A 23,699-nucleotide genomic window follows, 5' to 3' on the forward strand; every position below is an offset into this window, starting at 1 on the left:
TCGTTTGGCCATCTGCTAACCACAACTTCATCCTCATCCTGAGGAGCGCGCTTGCGCGCGTCTCGAAGGATGGGCCGCTCACGACGGAACTCCTGGCCCATGCTTCGAGACGGACCTGACGGTCCTCCTCAGCATGAGGACGAGTGGGGGCACTGGCGGAAGGAGGGGCGATCTGCCGAAGACCCGGTGCTGACACCGGCCGATGCAAAATTACGAACTGACCCAGTTTGCCTTCCGCTTTTCGAAGAACGCGGAGATGCCCTCCTGGGCTTCCGGCGTTTCCCACGTCTCGGCGAGACGGCGGATGGTGTCGTCGATGATTTCTTCCGTGATTTCCGGACCAAGGCTGCGGGCGAGCGCCTTTGAGGCGGCGACGGCGGCAGGGGCCGCGGCGAAATAGGGTTTGATTTCCTTTTCAATGGCCGCGTCGAGGTCGGCTTCTGTCACGACCTTGGCCACCAGATCGAGATCCCGGGCTTCTTCAGCACCAAAAATGCGGGCTGACATGAACACACGGCGCGCCTTGCCTTCACCCATACGGGCCAGCACATAGGGGCTGATGGTTGCCGGGATGAGGCCGAGGCGAACTTCCGTCAGTCCGAATTTGGCGCTGTCGATCGCAACCACGGTGTCGCAGACGCTCATCATGCCGATGCCACCACCGAAGGCCTGGCCCTGCACACGGCCGATCAAAGGTTTCGGCAGTTCGTTGAGGCTCTGCAGCATCATGGCGAGCTTGCGCGCCTCGGCCATGCGGGTCTCGCGGGTTGCCTCGAACTGTTCGCGCATCCAGCCGAGATCGCCACCGGCGCAGAAGCTTGTACCGGAACCGGTCAGGACAACGACACGAACGGTGTCGTCCTCCGCCAGCTGCGCGGCGGCATCCGTAAGTTCGGCAATCATCCTGGCGGAAAGCGAATTGTGCTTGTCCGGGCGGTTCAGTGTCAGGGTCGCCACGCCCCGGTCGTCAACGGCGATGGAGATTGTTTCGAAGCTCATGCGTCAACACTCCTGAGGGTGCGGGCAAAATCGGCGATTTCAGCAAGCTTCGCCCTGTCGATACCGGTTTCGAAGCCCTTGCGGGTCATCAGGTCGAGCACGGCTTCTGTTGCAACATTGCCCTTGGCGCCCGGTGCATAGGGGCAGCCACCCAGGCCGCCGACCGCGCTGTCGAAGGTGCGCAGGCCCTTCTCCAGGCTGACCTCGATATTCTCGATCGCCCGGCCCTTGGTGTCGTGAAAATGGCCGGCGACCTTGTCGGCCGGGATCGCGGCCAGCACAGCGTCCAGCATTGTCCCGATGGTTTCCGGCGTTCCGGCTCCGATGGTGTCGCCGAGGGAGATCTCGTAGCAGCCGAGATCGAACAACGTGCTGGCAACCTCGGCCACTTTTTCCGGCGGTGTCGGTCCATCATAGGGGCAGTCGGTGACGCAAGAAACGTAACCACGCACGGGGATGCCGTCTTCGTGGGCCTTTTCCAGAAGCGGTTTGAACCGTTCGATGCTTTCGGCCACCGAGCAGTTGATGTTCTTCCTGGAAAAACCTTCCGATGCCGAACCGAAAATGGCGACTTCATCCGCCGACACCTTCTTGGCGGCCGTATAGCCTTTCACGTTGGGCGTCAGCACCGCATAGGTCACGGAAGGGTGCCGGTAGATGCCTTCCATCACCTCCTGGGCGTCGGCCATCTGGGGCACCCACTTCGGACTGACGAAACTGGTCACCTCGATCTTGCGGAAGCCGCAGGCGGAGAGGCGGTCCACCAGGTCGATCTTCTGCGCGGTCGGCACAAAGATCTTCTCGTTCTGCAGACCGTCGCGCGGGCCCATTTCAAACAGGGTGACGAATTCAGACATGTTTTCTTCTCTAGCTTCTCGTGAGGCCCAAAGGTGAGGCCGGTTCTTCGCTGCGCTTCGTCCGGGGGACGGCACCAAGCAACTCGCGGAGCATTCGTTAAACGGCGTTTGACACGATCACTCTTCCTGCTCGGCTCGGGCGCGCAACTCGCGGCGGATTACCTTGCCGGTGGTGGTCAGTGGCAGGGCGTCGACGAAAGCGACTTCGCGCGGATATTCGTGGGCTGCAAGACGCGTCTTGACGAAGTCGGCGATTTCCTTTGCAAGAGCGTCGGTCGGCTCGATGCCGGATTTCAGCACGATATAGGCCTTGACGATCTCCGTGCGCTGCGCGTCGGGTTTGCCGACGACACCGGCCATGGCAACCGCCGGGTGCTTGATCAGGCAATCCTCGATCTCGCCCGGACCGATGCGGTAACCGGATGACGTGATGACGTCGTCGTCCCGGCCGACGAAACGGATCCATCCGGTGTCGTCCTTGATGCCGGTGTCGCCGGTCAAAAGCCAGTCGCCGGCGAACTTCTTTTCCGTTGCCTCCATGTTGCTCCAGTAGTTCAGGAACATCACCGGATCGGGACGTTGGACGGCAATGTTGCCGAGTGTGCCTGCGGGCAGTTCCTCACCCTTGTCGCTGACGACGCTGACGTGGTGACCGGGAACAGGACGGCCCATGATGCCGGGGCGCGCTTCCATCAGTCTGGCGCAGCTCGAAACGATCATGTTGCACTCGGTCTGGCCATAGAACTCGTTGATCGTCAGGCCAAACGTGCGGCGACCCCAGTCGATCAGCTCCGCGCCGAGCGTTTCGCCGCCGGAAGCAACGGACCGAAGCGTGAATTGCCAGCGTTTTTCAGGAGCCTCAACCTGCCGCATCATCTTCAGCGCGGTTGGCGGCAGGAACGTGTTGCGGATCTTCTGGTCTTGCAGCAGTTGAAAGGCTGCTTCCGCGGTAAATTTCCGGAACCGGCAGGCAACCACAGGTACGCCGAGATAAAGCGCGGGCATCAGGACGTCGAGCAGGCCGCCGATCCAGGCCCAATCGGCCGGGGTCCAGATCCGGTCGCCCGGCTGGCCGAGCAGATCGTGGCTCATCTCGACGCCGGGCAGATGGCCAAGCAGTACCCGGTGGCCATGCAGGGCGCCCTTCGGCTGGCCGGTCGTGCCGGAGGTGTAAATGATGATGGCCGGGTCGTCCGGGCCCGTGTCAAAGGGATGGAAGGTGCCTTCATGTCCAGCCATGTGATGGTGGAGGCTCTCCGCTCCCGGAACGTCCTCATCCGCACAGAGAACAGTCGTCAGCTCGGGTAGCCGGTCGCGGATGGTTGCCAGCTTGGCCGCGCCGCTTCTGTCCGTGATCACAGCTTTCGCGCCGGAATCCTTCAGCCGGTATTCCAGCGCTTCTTCACCGAAAAGGGTGAAGAGCGGAATGGTGATCGCGCCGAGTTTCAGGGCAGCGATATGGGCAAAGGCGGTTTCGGGCCTTTGGGGCATCAGGACGCCGATCCGGTCGCCGGGCTGGACGCCTCGGGCGGTCAGAAGGTTGGCAAGCTGATTGGAAAGGCGTCTCAGGTCGCCATAGGTGTAGCTGGTGGCGCCGCCGTCCTCGTCGGTATAGACCAGCGCCTCCCGGTTAGGCTCGCGCTCGGCCCAGGCGTCGCATATGGCAACGCCGATGTTGAACCGGTCGGGGATCTCCCATTTGAAACGGCCGGAAAGGTCGTCGTAGCTTGTGGCGTCATGCGGCAGCATCGGCTTCCTCCGCAAGCGCCAGGAGAATGGTGCCGTCGGTCACCTGCTCGCCTTCGGCCACCAGAACCTCACCGATGACACCGTCGCGCGGGGCTTTCAGTGTGTGTTCCATCTTCATGGCTTCCAGGATTACCAGCGGCTGATCCTTTGTTACGGCTTCGCCAGCCTTGGCGTTCAGCACCTTCACAAGGCCTGGCATCGGCGCAATAAGCTGATCGCCCGCACCGCCGGCTTCCTCGTCGGCGCTGAGGGTGTCCGGCAGGATGACCGGGAAGGCATGGCCACCGAGGAAAACCGTCAGTCCCTTGCGGCCTTCCACGACCACGGCCCGTGCTCGGTGGCCGCCGCAGTCATAGGTGATCGCGTCGCCTTCGACCTTCACCAGCGCATATTCGCGCAAGCCTTCGTCCAGGCGGACGGCAAAGCGATGGTGGCCAAGGGCGTGCACCTCGACATCCCGACGCTCTCCCGCAATTTCCAGCAGTGCGTATTGGCGCGATGCGCTCCAGATCCGCCAGCCGGCCAGCGTGTCGAACGGGTCGTTGCCACTGGCGGGTCTGGTCAGGCCGAGCGACGTCAGCGCGGCAAGGGCGATGGCGTCCACCGGCAAGGCCGGTTCCTCGATGAGACTGGCCAGATCGCGGTCAATCAGGCCGGTATCAACATCGCCTGCGGCAAACCCTTCATGACGGCAGAGTGCTGCCAGAAATCCGGCGTTGGTGACGCAGCCGGCGACTTCCGTTGCCTCAAGGCTCGCCAGCAGTTTGCCGAGAGCAGCCTGGCGGGTTGGGCCGTGCACGATCACCTTTGCGATCATGGGATCGTAAAACGGTGTGATTTCGTCGCCGGGACGGACCCCGCTGTCGACCCGGGCGCTGTCCTCCGGCAGGGCCAGATGCTCCAGCGTGCCGATGGCGGGCAGAAAGCCCTTCGGCGCGTCTTCAGCATAAAGACGGGCTTCGAAGGCCCAGCCATCAAAAGAAAGGTCTTCCTGGCGTTTCGGCAAGGGTTCGCCGGAGGCGACCCGAAGCTGCCATTCGACCAGGTCTTCTCCGGTGATCAGTTCGGTGACCGGATGCTCCACCTGAAGGCGGGTGTTCATTTCCATGAAGTAGAAGCGGTCGGAGCGCAGGCCGTCGGAGACGTCCGCGATGAATTCGATGGTGCCGGCACCGGAATAGTCGATGGCCTTGGCCGCTGTGACGGCAGCTTCCCCCATCGCTCGGCGCATTTCTTCCGGCATGCCGGGAGCAGGGGCTTCCTCGATCACCTTCTGGTGGCGGCGCTGCAACGAGCAGTCGCGCTCGAACAGATGTACCGCATTGCCGTGACTGTCGCCAAAGACCTGGATCTCGATGTGCCGCGGCTTGGTGAGGTATTTCTCGATCAGCACGCGGCCATCGCCAAAGCTGGCTTCGCCTTCGCGCTGCGCGCCTTTCAGGGCGTCGGCAAAATCCTTCGGGTCATCGACGCGGCGCATGCCCTTGCCGCCGCCGCCTGCGCGCGCCTTGATCAAGACCGGATAGCCGATCCGGTCAGCCTCCTCTTTCAGGAAGTCCGCGTCCTGGTTCTCGCCGTGAAACCCTGGCACCACCGGTACGCCGGCTTTTTCCATAAGAGCCTTGGCGGCGTCCTTCAGGCCCATGGCGCGGATGGACGAGGCGCTCGGCCCGATGAAGGCGATGCCCGCCTTGTCCAGTGCGTCGACGAAGTCTGGATTTTCCGAAAGGAAACCGTAGCCCGGATGCACCGCCTCGGCGCCGCTCAACTTGCAGGCCTCGATGATCCTGTCTGCCTTCAGGTAGCTTTCCGACACTGGCGCGGGGCCGATGCGGAAGGCCTCGTCAGCCATGGCAACATGCTTTGCCCTGGCGTCCGCATCGGAATAAACCGCCACGGTCTTGATGCCGAGTTTCTTGGCGGTAGCCATGACCCGGCAGGCAATCTCGCCGCGGTTGGCAATGAGGATCTTCTTGAACATTTCTCAGCTCTCCTCCCAGGGAGTGACGGGTGCGCCGGGGGTGTCGGCAATTCGGTCCGGAGCAAGATCCGGCATATGTTGTATCGGCAGTACGCTGAACACCGTGACGGAGTTCCGGCTGCCGTCAGCCAGAAGAGCGCTCCGGCCGGTTGCCAGCACAGACACCTTGAGGCCGCCGACGGAAAGCGTATCGCCCTTGTCGATGCTGCCTTCGTCGAGCGCGACCAGGATGGCGGTCAGTGGCTGCGTGAGTTGAACTTCGGGGTGCTGCTCACGGAACGCTGCTTCGATATCGGGTCCGCATTCCACCATTGACCGGACTTCACCCTGCATGGGATTTCCTCCCGAGTGCTTCCTGAAGTTGGGCGTGGCTGGCCGCATCGAAGGCGACCAGCGTGACGATGTCGATGTCCGGCAAGTCGTCCAGAACACGTGTAACTGTTTCCACCGCAATCAATGCGGCCTGGTCGGCCGGATAGCCGTAAATGCCGGTGGAGATCGCCGGAAAGGCGACGGTCCTGCAGCCGTTTTCAGCCGCAAGACGCAGGCTGGTTTCATAACAGGACGCCAGCAGGTCTGGTTCGCCGGATGTGCCGCCTTTCCAGACGGGGCCGACCGTGTGAATGACGTGGCGAGCGGGCAGCTTGTAGCCCCTGGTGATCTTTGCATCGCCGGTGTCGCAGCCTCCGAGCGTTTTGCATTCGGCCAGAAGGTCCGGCCCGGCGGCGCGGTGGATCGCACCATCGACACCGCCACCACCGAGCAATGACGAATTGGCCGCGTTGACAATGGCGTCCACGGCAAGGTGGGTGATGTCACCGGTGTGGGTCTTGATCCTGCTCATGGCTTGAGCTCCGGTTGCAGGTCCTCAACAACCTCGAAGCGTTCGCAGACGAGGTCCATTTCCGGGTCAAAGCCGCCATTGCGTTCAAAGAAGACCTGATGATCCCGTCGCCAGCCGGCAAGGTCGTCATTTTCCCCTTCCGCCAGGGCAAAGTCTTCCGTGACATCGCAGAAACGCACGACGGAAACCTCAAGCGTCTCGATCACCAGGGCGGGTGTGTCGTCCCAGTTGAGCGCGATGTCCCTGCGTCCGTGAACAGGAAGGATCTCGCCGCCTTCCTCATAACTCTGCAAGGCGCCACATGTGGCGGTTTTTTTGCCCGCGCGGACGAGGGCGATAAGCTCGGCGCACAGGTCCTCATTGTCGCCGAACTTGAAGGTTTCGGCGCCGGGATATCTTGCTTTCAGCTCGTCGATGGACATCGGATCACATCCTGAAGAGACCGAAGCGTGTGTCTTCGATCGGTGTGTTCAATGCTGCCGACAGGGACAGTCCCAGAATGTCCCGGGTCTTGCGCGGGTCGACTATGCCATCGTCCCAGAGCCGGGCCGTGGCGTAAAGCGGGTGGCCCTGCTGTTCGAACTGGTCGACGATCGGTTGCTTGAACGCCTTTTCCTCGTCTGCCGACCAGCTGCCGCCCTTGCGCTCGATGCCGTCACGGCGAACGGTAGCAAGCACACCGGCGGCCTGTTCGCCGCCCATGACGGAGATGCGGGAATTGGGCCAGGTCCACAGGAAGCGGGGCGAATAGGCGCGGCCGCACATGCCGTAGTTGCCGGCGCCGAAGGAGCCGCCGACCAGCATGGTGATCTTCGGAACGGAGGTGGTGGCAACTGCGGTCACCAGCTTGGCGCCGTCCTTGGCAATGCCGCCGCTTTCGTATTTGCGGCCGACCATGAAGCCGGTGATGTTCTGCAGGAACACCAGTGGCACCTTGCGCTGGGAGCAGAGCTCGACGAAGTGGGCCCCTTTCACCGCGCTTTCGGAAAACAGAACGCCGTTGTTGGCGATAATGCCGACCGGCATGCCATGGATATGGGCGAAGCCGCAGACCAGTGTGGTGCCGTAGCGGGCCTTGAATTCATCGAAGCGCGATCCGTCGACGGTGCGGGCGATCACTTCGCGGATGTCGTAGGGCGTTTTCAGATCGGCCGGAACGACACCGAGGATTTCGTCCGGATCGTAGAGCGGGTCTTCCGGGGTCTGCAGCGCGACGGATGGGGTCTTGGTGCGGTTGAGGCTGGCGATGGCGCGGCGGGCGAGCGCCAGTGCGTGGGCATCGTCGCGGGCAAGATGATCGGCAACGCCGGACAGGCGCGTGTGAACATCGCCGCCGCCGAGATCTTCCGCAGATACTTCCTCGCCGGTGGCAGCCTTCACCAGCGGCGGGCCAGCCAGGAAGATTGTGCCCTGGTTCTTGACGATGATGGTCTCGTCCGACATGGCCGGCACATAAGCGCCGCCCGCGGTGCAGGAGCCCATGACGACCGCGATCTGGGCGATACCTTTTGCCGACATGTTGGCCTGGTTGAAGAAGATGCGGCCAAAGTGGTCGCGGTCCGGGAAGACCTCGTCCTGGTTGGGCAGGTTGGCGCCGCCGCTGTCGACCAGATAGATACAGGGCAGATTGTTTTCCGAGGCAATTTCCTGGGCGCGCAGGTGTTTCTTGACCGACATCGGATAATAGGTGCCACCTTTGACGGTGGCGTCATTGGCGAGGATCATCACCTCGCGGCCTTCAACCCGGCCGATGCCCGCGATCATGCCGGCGGCGGGAGCCGCGCCCTCATACATCTCGTGGGCGGCCAGCATGCCGACTTCCAGGAAGGGTGAGCCCGGATCGAGCAGGCGGGAGACGCGTTCGCGCGGCAGGATCTTGCCGCGGGACACATGACGCTGTCGGGCGGTCTCGCCACCACCGTCCAGGGCTGTCTGGGCTGCTGCCTTGACGGTGTCCATGGCCGCCTCATGGGCGGCACGGTTGGCTGCAAACTGTTCGCTTCTCGGCGATAGGCTCGATTTCAGGATGCTCATGTCACCCGGTCTCCCTTGGAACAACCCTTTGGGCGGTTGATCTCGTTCTCGTGTTGGCTCCCCAAGCGTCCGGTTTCACGCCAGAGGGGCCGGAATGTCTCGGTTCTCCGGCGCGACGGCCTTGCGCGCCAGGTCAAGGTAAAGCTCTTCGATGTCCTGCCTGGAAAGGCGTCCGCCTTCGCGGTACCAGCTTGGTATGGCGGTCAGCATCGCGATGATCGCGCGGGTCGTGACCCTTGGTTCGTGCACGCTGTAGCGGCCCTGCGCAGAGCCTTTTTCCAGAATATCCGTCAGGATGCCTTCGTAGCGGCGGCGCTCCGTCTCGACGGTGTCGAAATTGTCAGGCTCGAGATTGCGCAGCTCCATGTAGGAAATGAAAACCTCGTCCGTCCGTTCCAGGTGATAGCGGATGTGAAAGCGCACGAAACGCTCCAGCGGGTCCATATCGACAGGGAAGGGGGCTTCGTCCCAGGCGGCCAGAAGCTCGCCCATATGGGCCAGCATCAGGTCCTTCAGGATATCCTGCTTGGTCGGGAAGTGATTGTAGAGCGCACCTGGCTGGACACCGACATCGGCGGCGATTTCGCGCATGGAGACAGCTGCATAACCATTGGCGGCAAAACGTTTAAGGGCGGCCTTGCGCACACGTGCGGCAGTCTCCTGGCCCTTGGCTCCCGTTCTGGAGCGGCTTTGCGGTCTTGCGGCTGCACTTGCCATCTCGTTCCTCCCTGCCAGGAAAAATAAATGAACGTTCGTTCATTTGCAAGGGTGATTTGTGTGTGAAAGCGTTGTTGATAGAAAGAATGAGAGGGGAACCGGTGCGACTGTCAAAAAACTTTCATGGATAACCTGTTCACAGTCCATGGGCATTCTGCGTCCGATTGAATGCGCAGCCGATCTTGGGCGTGTCGCCGGGATGTATTTCAAAGGAACCGATTGATGACCGAAGAGAGTGCAAAAACCTGGGTTGAAGCGGAATGGGCCGACAGCCTGGACGAAGAGCTGGAAATGGAGATCGACGATTTTCTCATCGCCAGGGATCTCGCCTTCATCTCGGAGAAGAAGCACAAGTCTTCCATCGACCGGAACACCTATTTCCATGAGCTGCTGCGCCTTCAGGCCGAGCTGGTCAAGCTGCAGGACTGGGTGCAGCACACCGGCGAGAAAATCGTGATCATCTTCGAGGGCCGTGACGCGGCCGGCAAGGGCGGTGTCATCAAGCGCATCACCCAGCGGCTCAATCCGCGTGTCGCGCGTGTTGTTGCGCTGCCGGCGCCGACGGACCGTGAAAAGACCCAGTGGTACTTTCAGCGCTACGTGCCGCATCTGCCCGCGGCGGGCGAAATGGTGCTGTTCGACCGCTCCTGGTACAACCGGTCCGGCGTCGAGCGGGTGATGGGGTTTGCCGATGACAACCAGGTCGAGCAGTTCTTCAACGACGTTTCGGAATTCGAGCGCATGATCGTGCGGTCCGGCGTACGGCTGATCAAATACTGGTTTTCGATTACCGACGAGGAGCAGCAGCTGCGCTTCCTGATGCGCATCCACGATCCGCTGAAGCAGTGGAAGCTATCGCCGATGGATCTGGAATCCCGGGTGCGCTGGGAAGACTATACCAAGGCCAAGGAAGAAACGTTCGAGCGAACCAACATTCCCGAAGCCCCGTGGTTCATCGTGGAAGGCAACGACAAGAAACAGGCCCGCCTCAACTGCATCAGCCATCTACTGTCGATGATCCCTTACGAAGAAGTGCCGCACGATCCGATCGAGTTGCCCGAACGCGTCTATAACTCCGACTATGAGCGCAAGGTGCTGCCGGAGCATCTCTACGTGCCGGAGAAATTCTGACGCGGGTCGCCGCTTCCTGCACGGCGCGGTGACGGGCTTCGTTTAGATCTTTCCGGATACCACCGATGTCCCCCCGGGCGAGCAACGCGAGACCCGTGGCCCACTCGTTTGCAGAGCGTTGAGGCTGGAGCGGGTGTCGACCGGAAATTCGCGTGTTTCAGCAAGCAGTTTCGCGATTGGTCCCCGGATCTGTGCTCCGCTTGTCCGGGGTGACGCAGAAATGAGGCAGGGTCTGTTTCCTGAATGCTGCGCTGACAACGAGAGCAGACCTTTCTTCTGCCTTTCTGCCCTTGCGGAGTTAAATCGTTTTATGTCATCTGGCGTGCGTACCTCAAAATCATGGGAAGGATGCCGGCATGACGGAAAAGACTATCAAGTGGGGGATCGTTTCGACCGCGAAAATCGGTCTCGAGAAGGTCATTCCGGGCATTCAGCAATCCACGACGGGTATTGCCTATGCAATCGCCTCGCGCGATCTCGGCCGGGCGCAGGAAGCCGCCAAGGAGCTTGGCATCGAAAAGGCCTACGGATCCTATGAGGATCTGCTTGCGGATCCGGAAATCGATGCGATCTACAATCCGCTGCCCAACCACATGCACGTGCCCGTGACGATCCAGGCGGTGAATGCCGGCAAACATGTGCTGTGCGAGAAGCCGGTTGCGCTTAACGCCGAGGAGGCATCGCAGCTTCTGGACCTGCCGAAAGACAAGCTGGTGGCCGAAAACTTCATGGTGCGGGCGCATCCGCAATGGATCAAGGCGCGCGAAATCGTGCGTTCAGGCGACCTGGGGGAACTCAAGGCCATCCACACCTTCTTCAGCTATTACAACGACGATCCGGGCAACATCCGCAACAAGGCCGATATCGGCGGCGGCGCGCTGCTCGACATCGGCTGCTACACCATGCTGGCTGGTCGGTACTTCTTCGATGCCGAACCGCAGCGGGTGGTGTCGCTGATCGACCGGGATCCGGAGTTCGGCACGGACCGGATGACCAGTGCCCTGCTCGACTTCGGCAACAACCGGCATCTCAACTTCACCGTCTCGACACAGCTCACGCCCTATCAGCGCATTCATCTGGTCGGCACGAAGAAGAGGCTGGAAATTGTCATTCCGTTCAATGCACCCCAGGGCGAGGCAGTGCAAATCCGGCTTGACGACGGCTCACTGCTCGGTGATGCCTCGATGCAGTCGGATATCATCGCGCCCTGCGACCAGTATGGCGAACTGGTGGATGTGTTCGGCCGGGCGATTTCCGGTGAAGCGCCGCTGCCCTATGGCGCGCAAGACGCGGTTCAGAACATGAAGATCCTCGACGCGATCTTCGCATCGGCGGACAAAGGCGGCTGGGTCAGCATCGGCTGATCCTTTTGTACGTTCCGCTTTCCGACCAACGCAGTCCCGGCCTTGAGCCGGGACTGCGTTTTTTGAAGACCTCCGACGCAAGGCCGGGGGAAGTTTAGTAGCGCCGCGTAAGTCGCCGTGCGCTTAAACCTCCACAAAGCCGAAACCGTTGCCGTGCGGTTCCAGACATCCGAAGCGGTCCGTAGACAGATGAGTTGCGGCGAAAGGGATCCTGTCCGCCGCAAGGCGGTTGAACAATGCCTTGCGTGTTTCCACCGCAAGATCAGGATCACTGTCGAGAGCGTAGTGGACCTGCGGATTGGCAAATTGCAGTGCATCGGACACCACCACGTCGGCCAGCAGGATCATTTCCCTGGAGCCGGCTGCAAGATGGACCGCCTGATGTCCCGGTGTGTGGCCTGGTGCGAAAACCAGACTGATGCCGTTGCCAAGATCGGCATCGCCGCGATGTAGGCGCAATTGATCGCCGATTGGTTTTGCCAGCTTCTGTATGAGACCGACCAGCGGGCGTCGTTCCTCCGGAACAGCGGCCAGCAGGGCCTCGTCGGTCCAGAAGTCCCACTCCGTCGCCTGAACATGGATGTCCGCATTCGGAAAGAGGCTGCTGCCGCTTGCCGACAGTCCGCCGATGTGGTCGGCATGCATGTGGGTGATGATGATATCGGTCACCGCTGCGCGGTCTTCTTCTTTTTCCGGGGTCTGCCACGTCAGGGCACCGCTAGCCGGAAACCTGTCCTTCAGAAAATCACCCGAACCGGTGTCGACCAGAATCTTGCGGGTTCCCGTTTCGATCAGCCAGGTATTGGCGCCGAAGCGTGTGCCTGGGCTGACAGCCTCCTGTTCCGCTGGCGACGTATTGGAAAAATAGGCGGCGGGAATATCGAGATAGCCGTCTGACAGGGCCGTAACCGTGAGGTCGCCAAGTGCAAGACGGGAAGCGGATCTTTCGAGAGTGCCGAGCATCAGGGTCTCCGTGTCTGTTTACCGGACGGACTCTAGCTTCGGGCGTTCACTCAAACGATTGGCGTAAATGACAAAGAATGTGCTAAATCAGCCAAATGGGTCAGCCGCTTGCCATCGCCATCCTCGCTTATCCGGGATCCCTGAAATCCGCCGTCTACGGGCTGCAGGACGTGCTCGGCCATGCAGCGGGCCTCAGCGGTGCGGAAATGACGCTGGACGTGCTGAAAGATTTCTCTGCGGCGGCAGAACGCTATGACGCGGTGATCCTGCCGCCTTCGGCGGGAAGGGTTCGCCTGGAAGATGTTCCGGTGCTGCCTGGTTTTTTGCGGCACTTGCACAGCAGTGGGGCGATCATCTGTTCGGCCTGTACCGGGCTGACATTCGTTGCAGCGGCCGGTCTGGCGGCGGGTCGCAAGGTGACGACCCATTGGGGGCTGGAACAGCGTCTTTCGGCTGCGTATCCGGACCTCAGGCTGGATACGGACCAGCTGCTGATCGAATATTCCGACCTGATCACGGCGGGAGGCCTGATGGCCTGGGTCGATCTGGCGCTGGCACTCATCGAACGGTTTCTGGGATACCCGGTGGCCGTTGCCACGGCGCGGCATTTCATTGTCGATTACCGGCGCCGCGACCAGCGTCGGTTCAGGCGTTTCCTGCCGGATCTTCGACATGGTGATGCGTCCATCCTGAAAGTGCAGCATTTCCTGGAGATCCGGTCCGGCGACGATGTGAGCGTTGCCGATATGGCGCGCGAAAGCGGGCTGCCGGGACGGACCTTTCAAAGGCGCTTCAAGGCGGCAACGGGTCTGGCTCCGAAACACTATCTCCAGGAATTGCGCATCGAGAGAGCCAGAGACCTTTTGATCGAAACGGATCGGCCGGTCTCGGAGATCTGTTTTGCCATTGGCTACAATGACCCGCCGTCCTTCGTCCGCCTGTTCTCCCGTCTCTCCGGCCTGACGCCGGGGGCGTTCCGGGATCAGTACAGGCGGGAGGATCTCAAGCTTGCCGATTGAAGAGCGCCAGTTCAGGCAACCATGCTCTCAAGAGGTCAGCAGGCGCTCGCTTTCGCCTGCCAGAGCCGAAAGCTCCTCGAAAGCGCCGGGACCGGCAGCCAGAACCGGGCCACCGTCGAGTATGGCATCGCCTTCAACGGGGAAGGGACGGTAACTGCCCCCGGCTTCGACAACCAGGCAATAGCCGGCAAGGCAATCCCAGGCATGCATGGAAGGTTCGTAGAACCCTGCCAGCCTGCCCGCAGCCACCAGAGCCAGCATCTGGGCGCCCGACCCTGTGCGGATGTAGTTGCCGCCGCGCGCCATCAGGCCGGTGATAAGCGCTCCGATCATTTCCGGCGGTACGGCATTGTTGGCGCCGATCCCGGTCAGGCTGTTCTGCAGCGTCTTCGATGCGTCAAGCCGGAGCGGTTCGCCGTTGAGTGTTGCGCCGCCACCCCTGACAGCTGCGAAGCTCTCGTCGTCGCAGGGCACACGGATAACACCCATGACCAGATCCGCTCCGCTCAGCAGCGCGATGGAGACGCACCAGCTCGGCAGGCCGTGGACGAAAGCGGAGGTGCCGTCAATGGGATCGACCACCCAGGTGAACCCGCTGGTGCCTTTTTCGATGCCGTGTTCCTCACCCAGAATACTGTCTTCCGGAAAGGATGCGTGCAGTCGCTCGCGAATGAGCGTTTCGACATTCTTGTCGGCGATCGAGACGACGTCCTGCAGGCCGCCCTTGATCTCGATGGTAAGGTCCTTGCGTCGGCGAAAATAGTCCAGTGCCAGGGAACCTGCTTCTTCGGCGATTTCCCGGGCGAGTGCAAACCTTGCCGTCAGCGCGTCGGTCGATGGGGTCATGTCTTCTGTAACCAGTGTCATTTCATGCCTCGATCAGGGCAAGGCCGCGATTGCGGAACCCGAGAGAGACGGCGGTGCGTGGGGCGAAGGATCGTTCGACCGAGTGATCGATAACGAAGAAATTTCCGACCGGGGTCTCGATCTCGTATTCCACGTGATCGCCCAGATAGGCAGCCGTCAGGATTTCACCACCGAGACCTGCCGCTCCTTCCGGATTGAGCATCACAGAGCCGGGCCGCACAGCCAGTTTGGCCTTGCCGCTGGTGGCTTGCCGTGCGCGCAGGCGGTGCTGCAGGCCACCGACATCGATCAGGGCGTCGTCACCGTCCCGGCCGACGATCTCGCAGGAAACGACGTTCGCTTCGCCCATGAAATCGGCGATGAATTCGGAAACGGGCTCTTCGTAGAGTTCGCGCGGAGCGCCTTCCTGGGCGATCTTGCCGTCCTTCATGACGACGATCCGGTCGGATACGGCAAGCGCTTCGTCCTGGTCGTGGGTGACATAAACGGCGGTGAAGCCGAGGCGCTGCTGCAGCTCGCGGATTTCCGTGCGCACGCGCCGGCGAAGGCGGGCATCGAGGTTGGACAGGGGTTCGTCCAGCAGCAGCACCTGCGGGTTCAAGACGAGCGCACGGGCCACCGCGACACGCTGCTGCTGGCCGCCGGACAATTCCGCCGGCAGCCTGTGCCCCATTCCGGAAAGGCCGACCTGGGAAAGGCCTTCCTCTGCCCGTTCGCGGGCCTCGCGCTTCTTGTATCCGGAGGATTCCAGCCCGTAGGCCACGTTGTCGAGCGCATTCATGTGCGGGAAGAGGGCGTAGGACTGGAACACCATGGAGACATCGCGCTCATGCGCGGGAACCATGGTGACGTCTCGTCCTCCGATCAGGATCCTGCCTGCGGTGGGATGCTCGAGGCCAGCCAGCATGCGCAAGGTGGTGGTCTTGCCGCAGCCGGAGGGACCAAGCAGGGTTACCAGCGTGCCGGGCTCGATCGTGATCGACAGGTCGGGAATGGCGGTGAAGGTGCCGAAGTCCTTGCGGACGTTTTCAAAAACGACGGAGCCGGGTTTGAGGTCAGTCATGCAGTTTTCTCCTGCGCGATACGGATTTTACTGGATTTGGCCATGCCGGAGACGCGGTTTTCCCGGCGCAGGCGGCGTTCGCCAACCAGGAGCTGGAAGCCGGCAATGACCGTGATCATCACGAAGATCAGCATGGAGGAATAGGCAATGGCGATGCCGTATTCCCCGTTCTCGACGAGGCCGACGATGTAGGAGGTCGCCATGTTGTATTCCGCGCTGACGAGGAAGATGACCGCACTGATGGATGTGATCGCCCGGACGAAGGAATAGACCAGCGCTGCGGTGATGGCGGGCCGCAGCAGCGGCAGGATCACCTTGCGCAGGGTGCGGGCGCTGTTTGCCCGCAGCGTCAGCGAGGCTTCGTCCAGGCTCTTGTCGAGCTGGCTCATGGCGGCGATGCCGCCGCGCACACCAACGGGCATGTTGCGGAAGACGAAACAGGCAACCAGGATCAGGGCCGAGCCGGTCATCTCGATGGGCGGCAGGTTGAAGGCCATGATGTAGCTGATGCCGATGACGGTGCCGGGAATGGCGAAGCTCATCATGAGGGCGAATTCGAAGGCGTTCTTGCCGGCGAATTTCTGCCTCACGATGATATAGGCCGTCAGCAGGCCGACCGCAGCCGTCAATGGCGCGGAGATGAGCGCGATTTCCATGGTCGTCCAGAAGGAGTTCCATGCAACACCGGTCCAAACAAGAGCGCCATCCTGGAAGGTGACCGAGAAAGCCCTGGCGTAGTGTTCCAGTGTCAGCGAGTTGTCGAGGCCCCATGTCTTCACGAAGCCGCCGAACAGGATCATGCCGTAAACGACGATGGTGAAGCCCATCCAGGGCAACACGATGCCGTAGACGGTGATGGACAGGCTTTTCGGCAGACCTGCATGAGCGCCGCTGTCGCCCTTGCCGGTGACGGTGGCAAAGTTCTTGCCCGACAGCCACAGACGCTGTGCGAGAAACGCGCTGAGCGTGAAGCTGAGCAGGATGATCGCAAGCACGGCGGCGCGGGAGGGGTCGACCTGTGAACCGACGACAGCGAAGAAGATTTCCGTCGAGAGCACGCCGTGGCTACCGCCGAGCACCAGCGGGTTGCCGAAGTCGGCCATGCTTTCGATGAAGCCGATCAGGAAGGCATTGGCGAGACCCGGTTTCATCAGCGGCAGTGAGACGCGCCAGAAGGTGCGCCAGCGGTCGGCCCGCAGGGTCTGCGAGGCTTCTTCCATTGAGGGGCTGACGCCTTCGACAACCCCGATCAGGACAAGGAAGGAGATTGGCGTGAAGGACAGAACCTGCGCGATCCAGATGCCGGTCAATCCGTAGAGCCAACGGCTTGGCTCGATGCCGAAAAGCGTGTCGAGTCCTTCGGTGACAACGCCGGAACGGCCGAAGAGCAGTGTCAGCGCCAGGCCGATCACGAAGGGCGGGGTGATGATTGGCAGGACCGTCAGGAGCCGCAGGCCCTTCTTGAAGGGAAAGCGCGTGCGCGTGGCAACCAGAGCGAAGGCAAGGCCGAGCAAGGTTGAACCGAGGCCTGTCATCACGGCCAGGAACAGCGTGCGCCACGCGACGCCGCAGCGGTTGCCGCCGACGACACAGTCGAGGCTCCAGATGGCCGGGTCCTGCATGTTGCGGATGAACCCGTCCGGCTTGAAGGATCCGTCGAAATCCTGCACCGAGCCGGCGAACATCGAGCCGATGGGGTAGAAGATGAATACCGTCACCAGAAAGATCAGGATGGAGATCGATCCGACGACAAAGGCATCGCCCTTCATGAAGCCACGCTCGGCGAGCCCGAAGGCGATGAAAAGAACGAAGATCAAAGAAGTGACGATAGCGCCCGCCCCCATGGCGGGCTGGCCAAGCGGCAAGGCTCCGAAGGTGGTTTCGGGAAAGGTCCAGGCCCAGCCGGTGAAGCTGATGGCAAGTCCCTGAAGGGCCATGAAGAGAATTCCGATGGTGCCGGTGACGACAAGCAACCGGCCGCGCTTGTTGGCGTCGGACATGAAGCGGGCACTGCCGCCGATCAGAAACAGCGCCAGCGCGAGCGCAAGCCACACACGCCCTTCGGCAAAGATCTGCAGAAGACCGGGCGCGAGATCGGAAGAGAACGGAAACTCCGATGGCCATTCAAAGGAAAAGAAGCCGCGGTCCACCCTGTACCAGGGCACGATAAGAAAGGCACCGATCCCCAGCCCGAGTAGAGCGTTCAGCCGTTTGTTGCCACTCAGCATGGCCACCCCTGTATTTATGGTTTTTGAACAACGGACGAGCCTCGCCGCATCCCTGTCGCGATGCGCCGCTGAAGCTGGTCGAGAATGCGGACCCGCCGCGGCGTTGCCCTTGATCTGTCAGATGCCGGTGGCGGCAGGTGTCATCGTGCGGAATGCACGCCCTGCAGCGCTGTCGATCCGGGTGAAGCCCGCACCGGCTTTCAGAGCCAGATGCGAGCTTCTTCGGGTGTTGGGGTCAGTTGGCGATAGCGCCAATCTCACGGTCCCAACGCTCCAGGAGGCCTTTGCGGGTGTCCGGGTTGCCATAGGTGGCGAAGTCGTAGTCGATCAGCTTGATGTCTTCGAACTTCGGCGCTTCCGGCGGCACTTCGGCAGCCTTGTTGGACGGAAGCTGGAAGGACTTCGCGTCTTTCATGCGCGACTGGACTTCCGGAGACAGCGCCCAGTCGTACCAGACCTTGGCGTTGTCGAGGTTGCGGGCACCCTTGACGATGGACATGGAGCCGATTTCGTAACCTGTGCCTTCGCATGGTGCGATGGCCTTGACCGGGAAACCGGAAGCAGCCTGTGCAATGGCGTCATGCATGAAGACGATGCCGAGGCCGGTTTCGCCGCGGGCTGCGGCTTTCACTGGTGCCGAACCTGACTTGGTGTACTGGGATACGTTGTTGTTGAGTTCCTTCAGATAGTCGAAGGCCTCGTCTTCGCCCATGATCTGAACCAGAGAGGCAAGCGCCGTATAGGCAGTGCCGGAGGAATTCGGGTTCGCGACCTGAATTTCAGCCTTGAGTTCTGGTTTCAGCAGGTCTGCCCAGCAGGTTGGTTCGGCAAGGCCCTTGTCCTTGAAGATCTCGGTGTTGTAGCCCCAGCCGAGGGCACCTGCATAAACGCCAACGGTCTTGAAGCCGGAGCTTTCCGCCTGTTTCTGCGCCCACTCATGAAGCTCGGCAAGTTTTTCGGACTTGTATTCCTGGGTCAGGTTTTCAGAGGCTGCCTGCAGATGCGGGTCGCCGGTGCCGCCCCACCAGATGTCGGTTTTCGGATTGCGGGATTCGGCGCGGATCTTCGCATAGCTTTCGCCCGATGACAGGCGCACCATGTTGACCTTGATGTCGTGCTTGGCTTCGAAGTCGCCCTGCAGCTGTTCACAGATCACGACATCCGCCGAGCAGATGACGTTGAGATCGCCCGCTGCCAAGGCCGGGGTGACCGAATAGGTTGCTGCCGTTGCAAGCAGCGCGACGGAGAGTGTTTTCAAAGACATGGTTTCCTCCACTTTTGGCTTTCAGCCTGTTACCTGCCCGGACGGGCAGGCTTTTCTTTCAGCCCGTGGGCTGATGTGCTGACCGGCTTGAGGCACACCTTGCCCGTTCGGAGCCGCCTCCACGGTCCGTTGCCGATCGAATTTCAAATGACGAACTTCAGGTCTCCCCCTCACTGGTGACGGGCGGAACCTGGTCTCTTACTGGGTGACTACAGGGGTTGCCGTCTGCAGCACCTCCTTGTCGAAACGATCGAGCAGCCTTCGCCTCTGGTCAGGTGAACCGAATGTGGCGAAGTCGTAGTCGACCATGCGAATGAGTGAAATGTCCGGAGCCGCCGGCGGCAGCGACGTTTTTGCGTTTGCAGGGATCTGGTTCTGGCCGGATGCCGCGCAGGTTTCCTGCCCTTCAGGGCTGAGTGAAAAATCGACGAACCGACGTGCAGCTTCCGGGTGTTTGGCGCCCTTGACGATACTGACGGCGCCGATCTCATAGCCGGTGCCCTCGCAGGGCGCGACGATGACCATGGGCGCGCCGGCGAGTTTCTGCGTCACCGCGTCGTGGATGAAGGAAATGCCGATGCCCGTCTCGCCGCGCGCGGCGGCCTGAACGGGCGCGGCGCCGGAGACCGTGAACCGGTCGATATTCTTTGCGAGCGCTGCCAGATACTCGAAAGCCTCGTCTTCCCCCAGCAACTGGACGAGCGTTGCCAGCATCGTATAGGCGGTTCCCGATGAATTCGGATTGGGCATCTGGACAAGGCCCTTGTACCGCGGCGCGGTCAGGTCTTTCCAGCAGGAGGGCGCTTCAACGCCGTGCTCAGCCAGGAATTCGGAATTATAGCCAAACCCAAGAGCGCCTGCGTAAATACCGGCGGCCTTGCCTCCCGACATCAGGAAGAAGTTCTGCGCCCAGGGCAGGGCGTCCTCGAAGTTCTTCGGCTGGTAGGGCTCCAGCAGGTCCTCGCCTGCTGCCTGCAGATGGGTGTCGCCTGTGCCGCCCCACCAGACATCGATCTTCGGTGCGTCGCGCTCGGCCCGGATCCTGTCGAGGATCTCGCCTGTGCTTCTGCGTTCCATGGAAACATCAAGGCCGGTCTTCTCCTCGAAGACGGCTTCCATCATCTGGCACCACTCGACCTGCACAGCGCACAGGACATTCAGGTCCTGCGCCGAAGCGGCGTTGAGCGACAGCGACAGCCAGACGGCCGCACCCGCTCCGAGTGACGTGGTGAATTTCATGTTTCCTCCCAATCCGGAACCCAAGTCCCGGACAGCTATTACCATGGCAGAAGAGGCAGTGTTCGCAACAGGAGATTGGTTACTGTTGTTTCGCTGGCAAAAGAAAAGAGTTACAAATATTACAAGCCTTACAAATGTGACAAGCAATTGAAAAACCAAGGCTTTGCATAACGTGCCTCTATGCATATGATGTCACTTGGGAGGACATAGGTTTGCTGAACGAAGGCATCAAGATCCTGATCGTGGAGGACGATCAGGACATGGCTGAACTGATATCGGACCTCTTGGAAGCCGAGGGCTGGTTGCCGGTTGCCACGCGCTCGGCGGAGGAGGCCGCCAGGATCCTGCCGGAGCATGCTTTCCACCTGGTTCTGGTCGATCACAACCTGCCCGGCATGTCCGGCCGGGTGTTTGCGCAGAAGCTGCGGTCGCAGACCGACATCGGCATCGTAATGGTCACGGCAGCCGGCAGTGCGGCAGAGCGCGTGCTGGGCCTTGAAACCGCTGCCGACGATTATGTGGTCAAACCGTTCGAGCCGATTGAGCTGACCGCACGCATCAAGGCGGTACTGCGGCGCATGCATCCGTCCCTGCGCGGAAGCGAGAGGGACACGATCAGCGTTCAGCATGAACCGACCGCGCTGCTTCTGGGCGACTGGGTGATCGACCTCGTCAATCGCAAGGCCGTGTGCACGTCTCATCCCACGCGCACACTGACGTCATCCGAGTTTTCTCTGCTGGAGATCCTGGCCGCAACGCCGAACGAACCGGTCAGCCGGACGAAGATCCTGGAGCAGCTGGGTGCGGAAACAGACCGGTTGATCGACCGGAATGTCGATGTGCTGGTCTTGCGTCTCCGCCGGAAGATCGAGCGCAATCCGGATCTGCCGCAACATATCAAGACCCGCCGGGGGAAGGGCTACATCCTGCATCAGGATCCCGCCCATGTATCTTAAATGATCAGCCGGCCGGTTCTTTCCTCCATCGCTTTCAGGCTGCCCGCCGCCATTGCGCTGATCTGTGCCGTCGCCTTCACGCTGTCGGCGATAGCGATTTACGGGCTGTTGAAGGCGCGCGAGGAAACTGCGGCCTACGGCCTGCAAGCCTTCACCAGCCTTGCTGATGCAGCACTTGTCTCCAGGCAGGTGTCCGACCTCGTGTCGAGTGCGCCTTTCCTGATGAATGCGACCTCACCTTATACGGTCTCGGGCAAGAGCCGGCTGCTGGTCGAGCAGGTCGACCAGCTGTTGAGTTCGCTGCCCGATTATCCGCCCGGCAAGGAAACCTACAGGGCCGCCAACACGCGGATCTTCGAGCTGCTCGGCCAGATCAGGGCGCAGACGCTTGCACTGTCTGCCAAGGCCGAAACCGCCCAGCACTACAAGGAAGAAGTCTCCTCGGCACTCGGCATGATCGCGGTCGCCGACACCGCTAGCCAGAAAGAACCACGCCAGCGGCTCAATGCCATCGTGCATTCGGTGTCGAGTGCGGGCAGTCTGTTTCAGCTCGGCGAGTTGAAGCGCCGCTATGTGGCGGAACCCGCTTCGGCCTCTCTGCCACCGTCAGATCTCAGGCCCTATGAGCGGGTTTTCGAGGCACAGACCAGCTATCTCCTGGAAATGTTCGCCGTGCGCAGTGCGATTGCCAGGCTGCATACGGTTGCGCGGGAGCTGTCCCTTGCCACGGAAACCCAGTCGGGAATCGTGACGGAAACCCTCAACAGGGATTTCCAGTCAACGTCGGCCACCTTGCAGCAGCTTCTGGTCATCGTTGCGGTGGCGTCGCTTCTGGTGCTGACCATGGCGGTGATGTCGATCCGGTCTGTCATCCGTGTGTCGAAAGGGATCGTCTCGTTGTCGAGCGGCATGAATGCCCTTGCCAAGGGGCAGAAGGATGTCGGGCCACCGGTCTATCAGGGCGACGAAACCGAGCTTCTGGATCTGCAGCAGGCTTTCCTCGCCTTCAAGGAAAGCGTCGACCGTGTCACCCGTCTGAGGCGCACCGCGGAGGCTGCTGCGAGGACGATCAGCTCCACGTTCCGCAGCATGAACGAAGGCATTGCCATCTTTGATGCCAACGGCCAGCCGGTGACCATGAACAGGAGAGTCATCGAACTGCTGGGCCACAAGGGCTCGGCGCGCAAGCTGCCGCTGGTCCAGTTTCTGGAGCCTGTTCCGGAAGTCCGGACAGAGCTGCTTCCGGGCGCCCCGGACGGCCGGCCATTGAGCGCCCCCTTTTCCGTGCGCCATCGTTCTGAAAGCGGAACGGTTACGGAAATCTCGCTCTCGCGGCAGAGCGACGACGGTGTTGTGTTGCTGGCCCGGGACGTGACACTCCTGGATCGGCAGGAGGCGGAGGCGGCCAAGGCACAGAGGCTAGACGGCATCATGCGCATGACGCACCAGCTCAGCCATGAGGTTGGCAACACCATCGGCATTATCACCGGAAGCCTCGGGCTGCTGGAACGGGACGGCGGGTTCAGCGAACGCCAGACCCGCAATATCGCCCGTATCCGCAAGGCGGCCGACCGGGGCCGCTCGCTCGCCAGCAGCATGCTGACCATCGGCCGCCAGCAGCCGGCCAATCTCAGCCGTACCGGGATTTCTTCATTGCTGCGTGGCATGGCGGATATTCTGGAAATCGCAATTGGCGAGAAATGCTGCCTGAAGCTGGATCTGGACGACAGCTTGCCGCCTCTGGTGCTGGACCCGGAGCTGTTCGAGCAGTCCGTGCTCAATCTCTGCCTGAATTCGGCAGCGGCAATGCCGGAGGGAGGCGAAGTGCGGGTCGCCACCTTCTCGCATGGCGATACGGTTGTGGTTTCCGTTCGCGATACGGGCATCGGCATGAGCCGGGAAGAGGTTGACAAGGCCTTCGAACCCTATTTCACCACCAAGACCAGCGAAGGCGGCGCGGGGCTGGGCCTTGCTGTCGTCTATGGCTTCGTTCGCCAGAGCGGTGGTACGGCAAATATCTTTTCCGAACCGGGCAAGGGCACGACAGTCGAACTGCGGTTCCCTCAGGACGTGGAAGAGGTTGGATCGACAGCACCACGCGTTAAAGCGGTTTCCTGAGGCGCTGACTATCCATCAGCGGAACGTTTCCTGGCTCATCGTATTTCGCAACCGCGTCACCACCTGCGTTACCCCGGACGAGCGAAGCGCAGGTCCGGGGCCTGCTCGCGGATCCGCTTGCTGAAGCCTCTGTTGTTTTCTTGGATAGTTGCTGCACCTTGCAAACGCTCTGGAAACGGGTGGGCCTCGGGTCTCGCGTGGCTCGCCCGGGGTGACGAGGGGGATGAGCTGGAGGCATGTTGTGGTGCTATGCCCGGGGAGCTCGTGGTTGGCTACCGTGCCGGTTGAAAAGTCGGGATGCTTCGG

Annotated in this window: 21 protein-coding genes; 5 read left to right on the plus strand and 16 right to left on the minus strand. The window is 61.4% G+C overall.

The genetic code is table 11. The features are described 5' to 3' along the window. Positions 1-210: 210 nt before the first annotated feature. The 9 genes from ACYQ54_RS21060 to ACYQ54_RS21100 form a co-directional block, all read right to left on the minus strand. Positions 211-999: a crotonase/enoyl-CoA hydratase family protein gene (locus ACYQ54_RS21060; protein WP_460085986.1), complete on the minus strand. Its 789-nt coding sequence runs from the start codon at positions 997-999 to the stop codon at positions 211-213. Beyond that, positions 996-1,856 carry a hydroxymethylglutaryl-CoA lyase gene (locus tag ACYQ54_RS21065; RefSeq protein WP_460085988.1) on the minus strand — a complete coding sequence of 287 codons (861 nt, stop codon included), beginning with the start codon at positions 1,854-1,856 and terminating at the stop codon, positions 996-998. The genes ACYQ54_RS21060 and ACYQ54_RS21065 overlap by 4 nt, the downstream gene beginning before the upstream one ends. Positions 1,857-1,973: 117 nt before the next feature. Next, complete coding sequence (locus ACYQ54_RS21070) at positions 1,974-3,605, minus strand: acyl-CoA synthetase (protein ID WP_460085989.1); 1,632 nt, start codon at positions 3,603-3,605, stop codon at positions 1,974-1,976. Next, a complete protein-coding gene (locus ACYQ54_RS21075) occupies positions 3,592-5,586 on the minus strand; it encodes an ATP-binding protein (protein ID WP_460085990.1) in 1,995 nt (664 codons plus the stop codon). The genes ACYQ54_RS21070 and ACYQ54_RS21075 overlap by 14 nt, the downstream gene beginning before the upstream one ends. 3 nt (positions 5,587-5,589) lie before the next feature. Further along, on the minus strand, positions 5,590-5,919 hold the full coding sequence (locus ACYQ54_RS21080; RefSeq protein ID WP_460085992.1) for a hypothetical protein: 330 nt from the start codon (positions 5,917-5,919) through the stop codon (positions 5,590-5,592). Beyond that, positions 5,909-6,430 carry an O-acetyl-ADP-ribose deacetylase gene (locus tag ACYQ54_RS21085; protein WP_460085993.1) on the minus strand — a complete coding sequence of 174 codons (522 nt, stop codon included), beginning with the start codon at positions 6,428-6,430 and terminating at the stop codon, positions 5,909-5,911. The genes ACYQ54_RS21080 and ACYQ54_RS21085 overlap by 11 nt, the downstream gene beginning before the upstream one ends. Next, on the minus strand, positions 6,427-6,852 hold the full coding sequence (locus tag ACYQ54_RS21090) for an ASCH domain-containing protein (RefSeq protein ID WP_460085994.1): 426 nt from the start codon (positions 6,850-6,852) through the stop codon (positions 6,427-6,429). The genes ACYQ54_RS21085 and ACYQ54_RS21090 overlap by 4 nt, the downstream gene beginning before the upstream one ends. Before the next feature lie 4 nt (positions 6,853-6,856). After that, positions 6,857-8,464: a carboxyl transferase domain-containing protein gene (locus ACYQ54_RS21095; RefSeq protein WP_460085996.1), complete on the minus strand. Its 1,608-nt coding sequence runs from the start codon at positions 8,462-8,464 to the stop codon at positions 6,857-6,859. A gap of 75 nt (positions 8,465-8,539) precedes the next feature. Then, entirely contained in the window at positions 8,540-9,181 is a 642-nt protein-coding gene (locus ACYQ54_RS21100; protein WP_460085997.1) for a TetR/AcrR family transcriptional regulator, read from the minus strand. Between the two features lie 222 nt (positions 9,182-9,403). On the opposite strand from ACYQ54_RS21100, the gene ppk2 reads away from it, so the two are divergent. Next, entirely contained in the window at positions 9,404-10,312 is a 909-nt protein-coding gene (gene ppk2, locus ACYQ54_RS21105) for a polyphosphate kinase 2 (protein WP_460085999.1), read from the plus strand. Between the two features lie 356 nt (positions 10,313-10,668). Beyond that, entirely contained in the window at positions 10,669-11,676 is a 1,008-nt protein-coding gene (locus ACYQ54_RS21110) for a Gfo/Idh/MocA family protein (protein ID WP_460086000.1), read from the plus strand. A 123-nt stretch (positions 11,677-11,799) separates the two neighbouring features. On the opposite strand, the gene ACYQ54_RS21115 is transcribed toward ACYQ54_RS21110, so the two are convergent. After that, positions 11,800-12,639 carry an MBL fold metallo-hydrolase gene (locus ACYQ54_RS21115; RefSeq protein WP_460086001.1) on the minus strand — a complete coding sequence of 280 codons (840 nt, stop codon included), beginning with the start codon at positions 12,637-12,639 and terminating at the stop codon, positions 11,800-11,802. A 95-nt stretch (positions 12,640-12,734) separates the two neighbouring features. On the opposite strand from ACYQ54_RS21115, the gene ACYQ54_RS21120 reads away from it, so the two are divergent. Continuing rightward, positions 12,735-13,658 carry a GlxA family transcriptional regulator gene (locus tag ACYQ54_RS21120; RefSeq protein ID WP_460086003.1) on the plus strand — a complete coding sequence of 308 codons (924 nt, stop codon included), beginning with the start codon at positions 12,735-12,737 and terminating at the stop codon, positions 13,656-13,658. A 27-nt stretch (positions 13,659-13,685) separates the two neighbouring features. Here the strand turns inward: ACYQ54_RS21120 and ACYQ54_RS21125 are convergent, their stop codons facing one another. The 6 genes from ACYQ54_RS21125 to ACYQ54_RS21150 form a co-directional block, all read right to left on the minus strand. Further along, complete coding sequence (locus tag ACYQ54_RS21125) at positions 13,686-14,525, minus strand: inositol monophosphatase family protein (RefSeq protein ID WP_460086004.1); 840 nt, start codon at positions 14,523-14,525, stop codon at positions 13,686-13,688. A 1-nt stretch (position 14,526) separates the two neighbouring features. Next, complete coding sequence (locus ACYQ54_RS21130) at positions 14,527-15,588, minus strand: ABC transporter ATP-binding protein (protein WP_460086006.1); 1,062 nt, start codon at positions 15,586-15,588, stop codon at positions 14,527-14,529. Further along, positions 15,585-17,816, minus strand: coding sequence for an ABC transporter permease (locus ACYQ54_RS21135; protein WP_460086007.1), 2,232 nt, complete (start codon positions 17,814-17,816; stop codon positions 15,585-15,587). The genes ACYQ54_RS21130 and ACYQ54_RS21135 overlap by 4 nt, the downstream gene beginning before the upstream one ends. 117 nt (positions 17,817-17,933) lie before the next feature. Next, on the minus strand, positions 17,934-18,071 hold the full coding sequence (locus tag ACYQ54_RS21140) for a hypothetical protein (RefSeq protein WP_460086008.1): 138 nt from the start codon (positions 18,069-18,071) through the stop codon (positions 17,934-17,936). Beyond that, positions 18,052-19,080 carry an ABC transporter substrate-binding protein gene (locus tag ACYQ54_RS21145; RefSeq protein ID WP_460086010.1) on the minus strand — a complete coding sequence of 343 codons (1,029 nt, stop codon included), beginning with the start codon at positions 19,078-19,080 and terminating at the stop codon, positions 18,052-18,054. Before ACYQ54_RS21145 ends, ACYQ54_RS21140 begins: the two co-directional genes overlap by 20 nt. Positions 19,081-19,278: 198 nt before the next feature. Beyond that, entirely contained in the window at positions 19,279-20,319 is a 1,041-nt protein-coding gene (locus tag ACYQ54_RS21150) for an ABC transporter substrate-binding protein (RefSeq protein WP_460086011.1), read from the minus strand. A 212-nt stretch (positions 20,320-20,531) separates the two neighbouring features. Here ACYQ54_RS21150 and ACYQ54_RS21155 point away from each other — a divergent pair, with 212 nt between their 5' ends. Next, entirely contained in the window at positions 20,532-21,275 is a 744-nt protein-coding gene (locus ACYQ54_RS21155; RefSeq protein WP_460086012.1) for a response regulator transcription factor, read from the plus strand. Then, positions 21,276-23,393, plus strand: coding sequence for an ATP-binding protein (locus ACYQ54_RS21160; RefSeq protein WP_460086013.1), 2,118 nt, complete (start codon positions 21,276-21,278; stop codon positions 23,391-23,393). It abuts the gene before it with no gap. Positions 23,394-23,699: the final 306 nt, after the last annotated feature.

The sequence above is a fragment of the Roseibium sp. LAB1 genome (assembly GCF_054658235.1).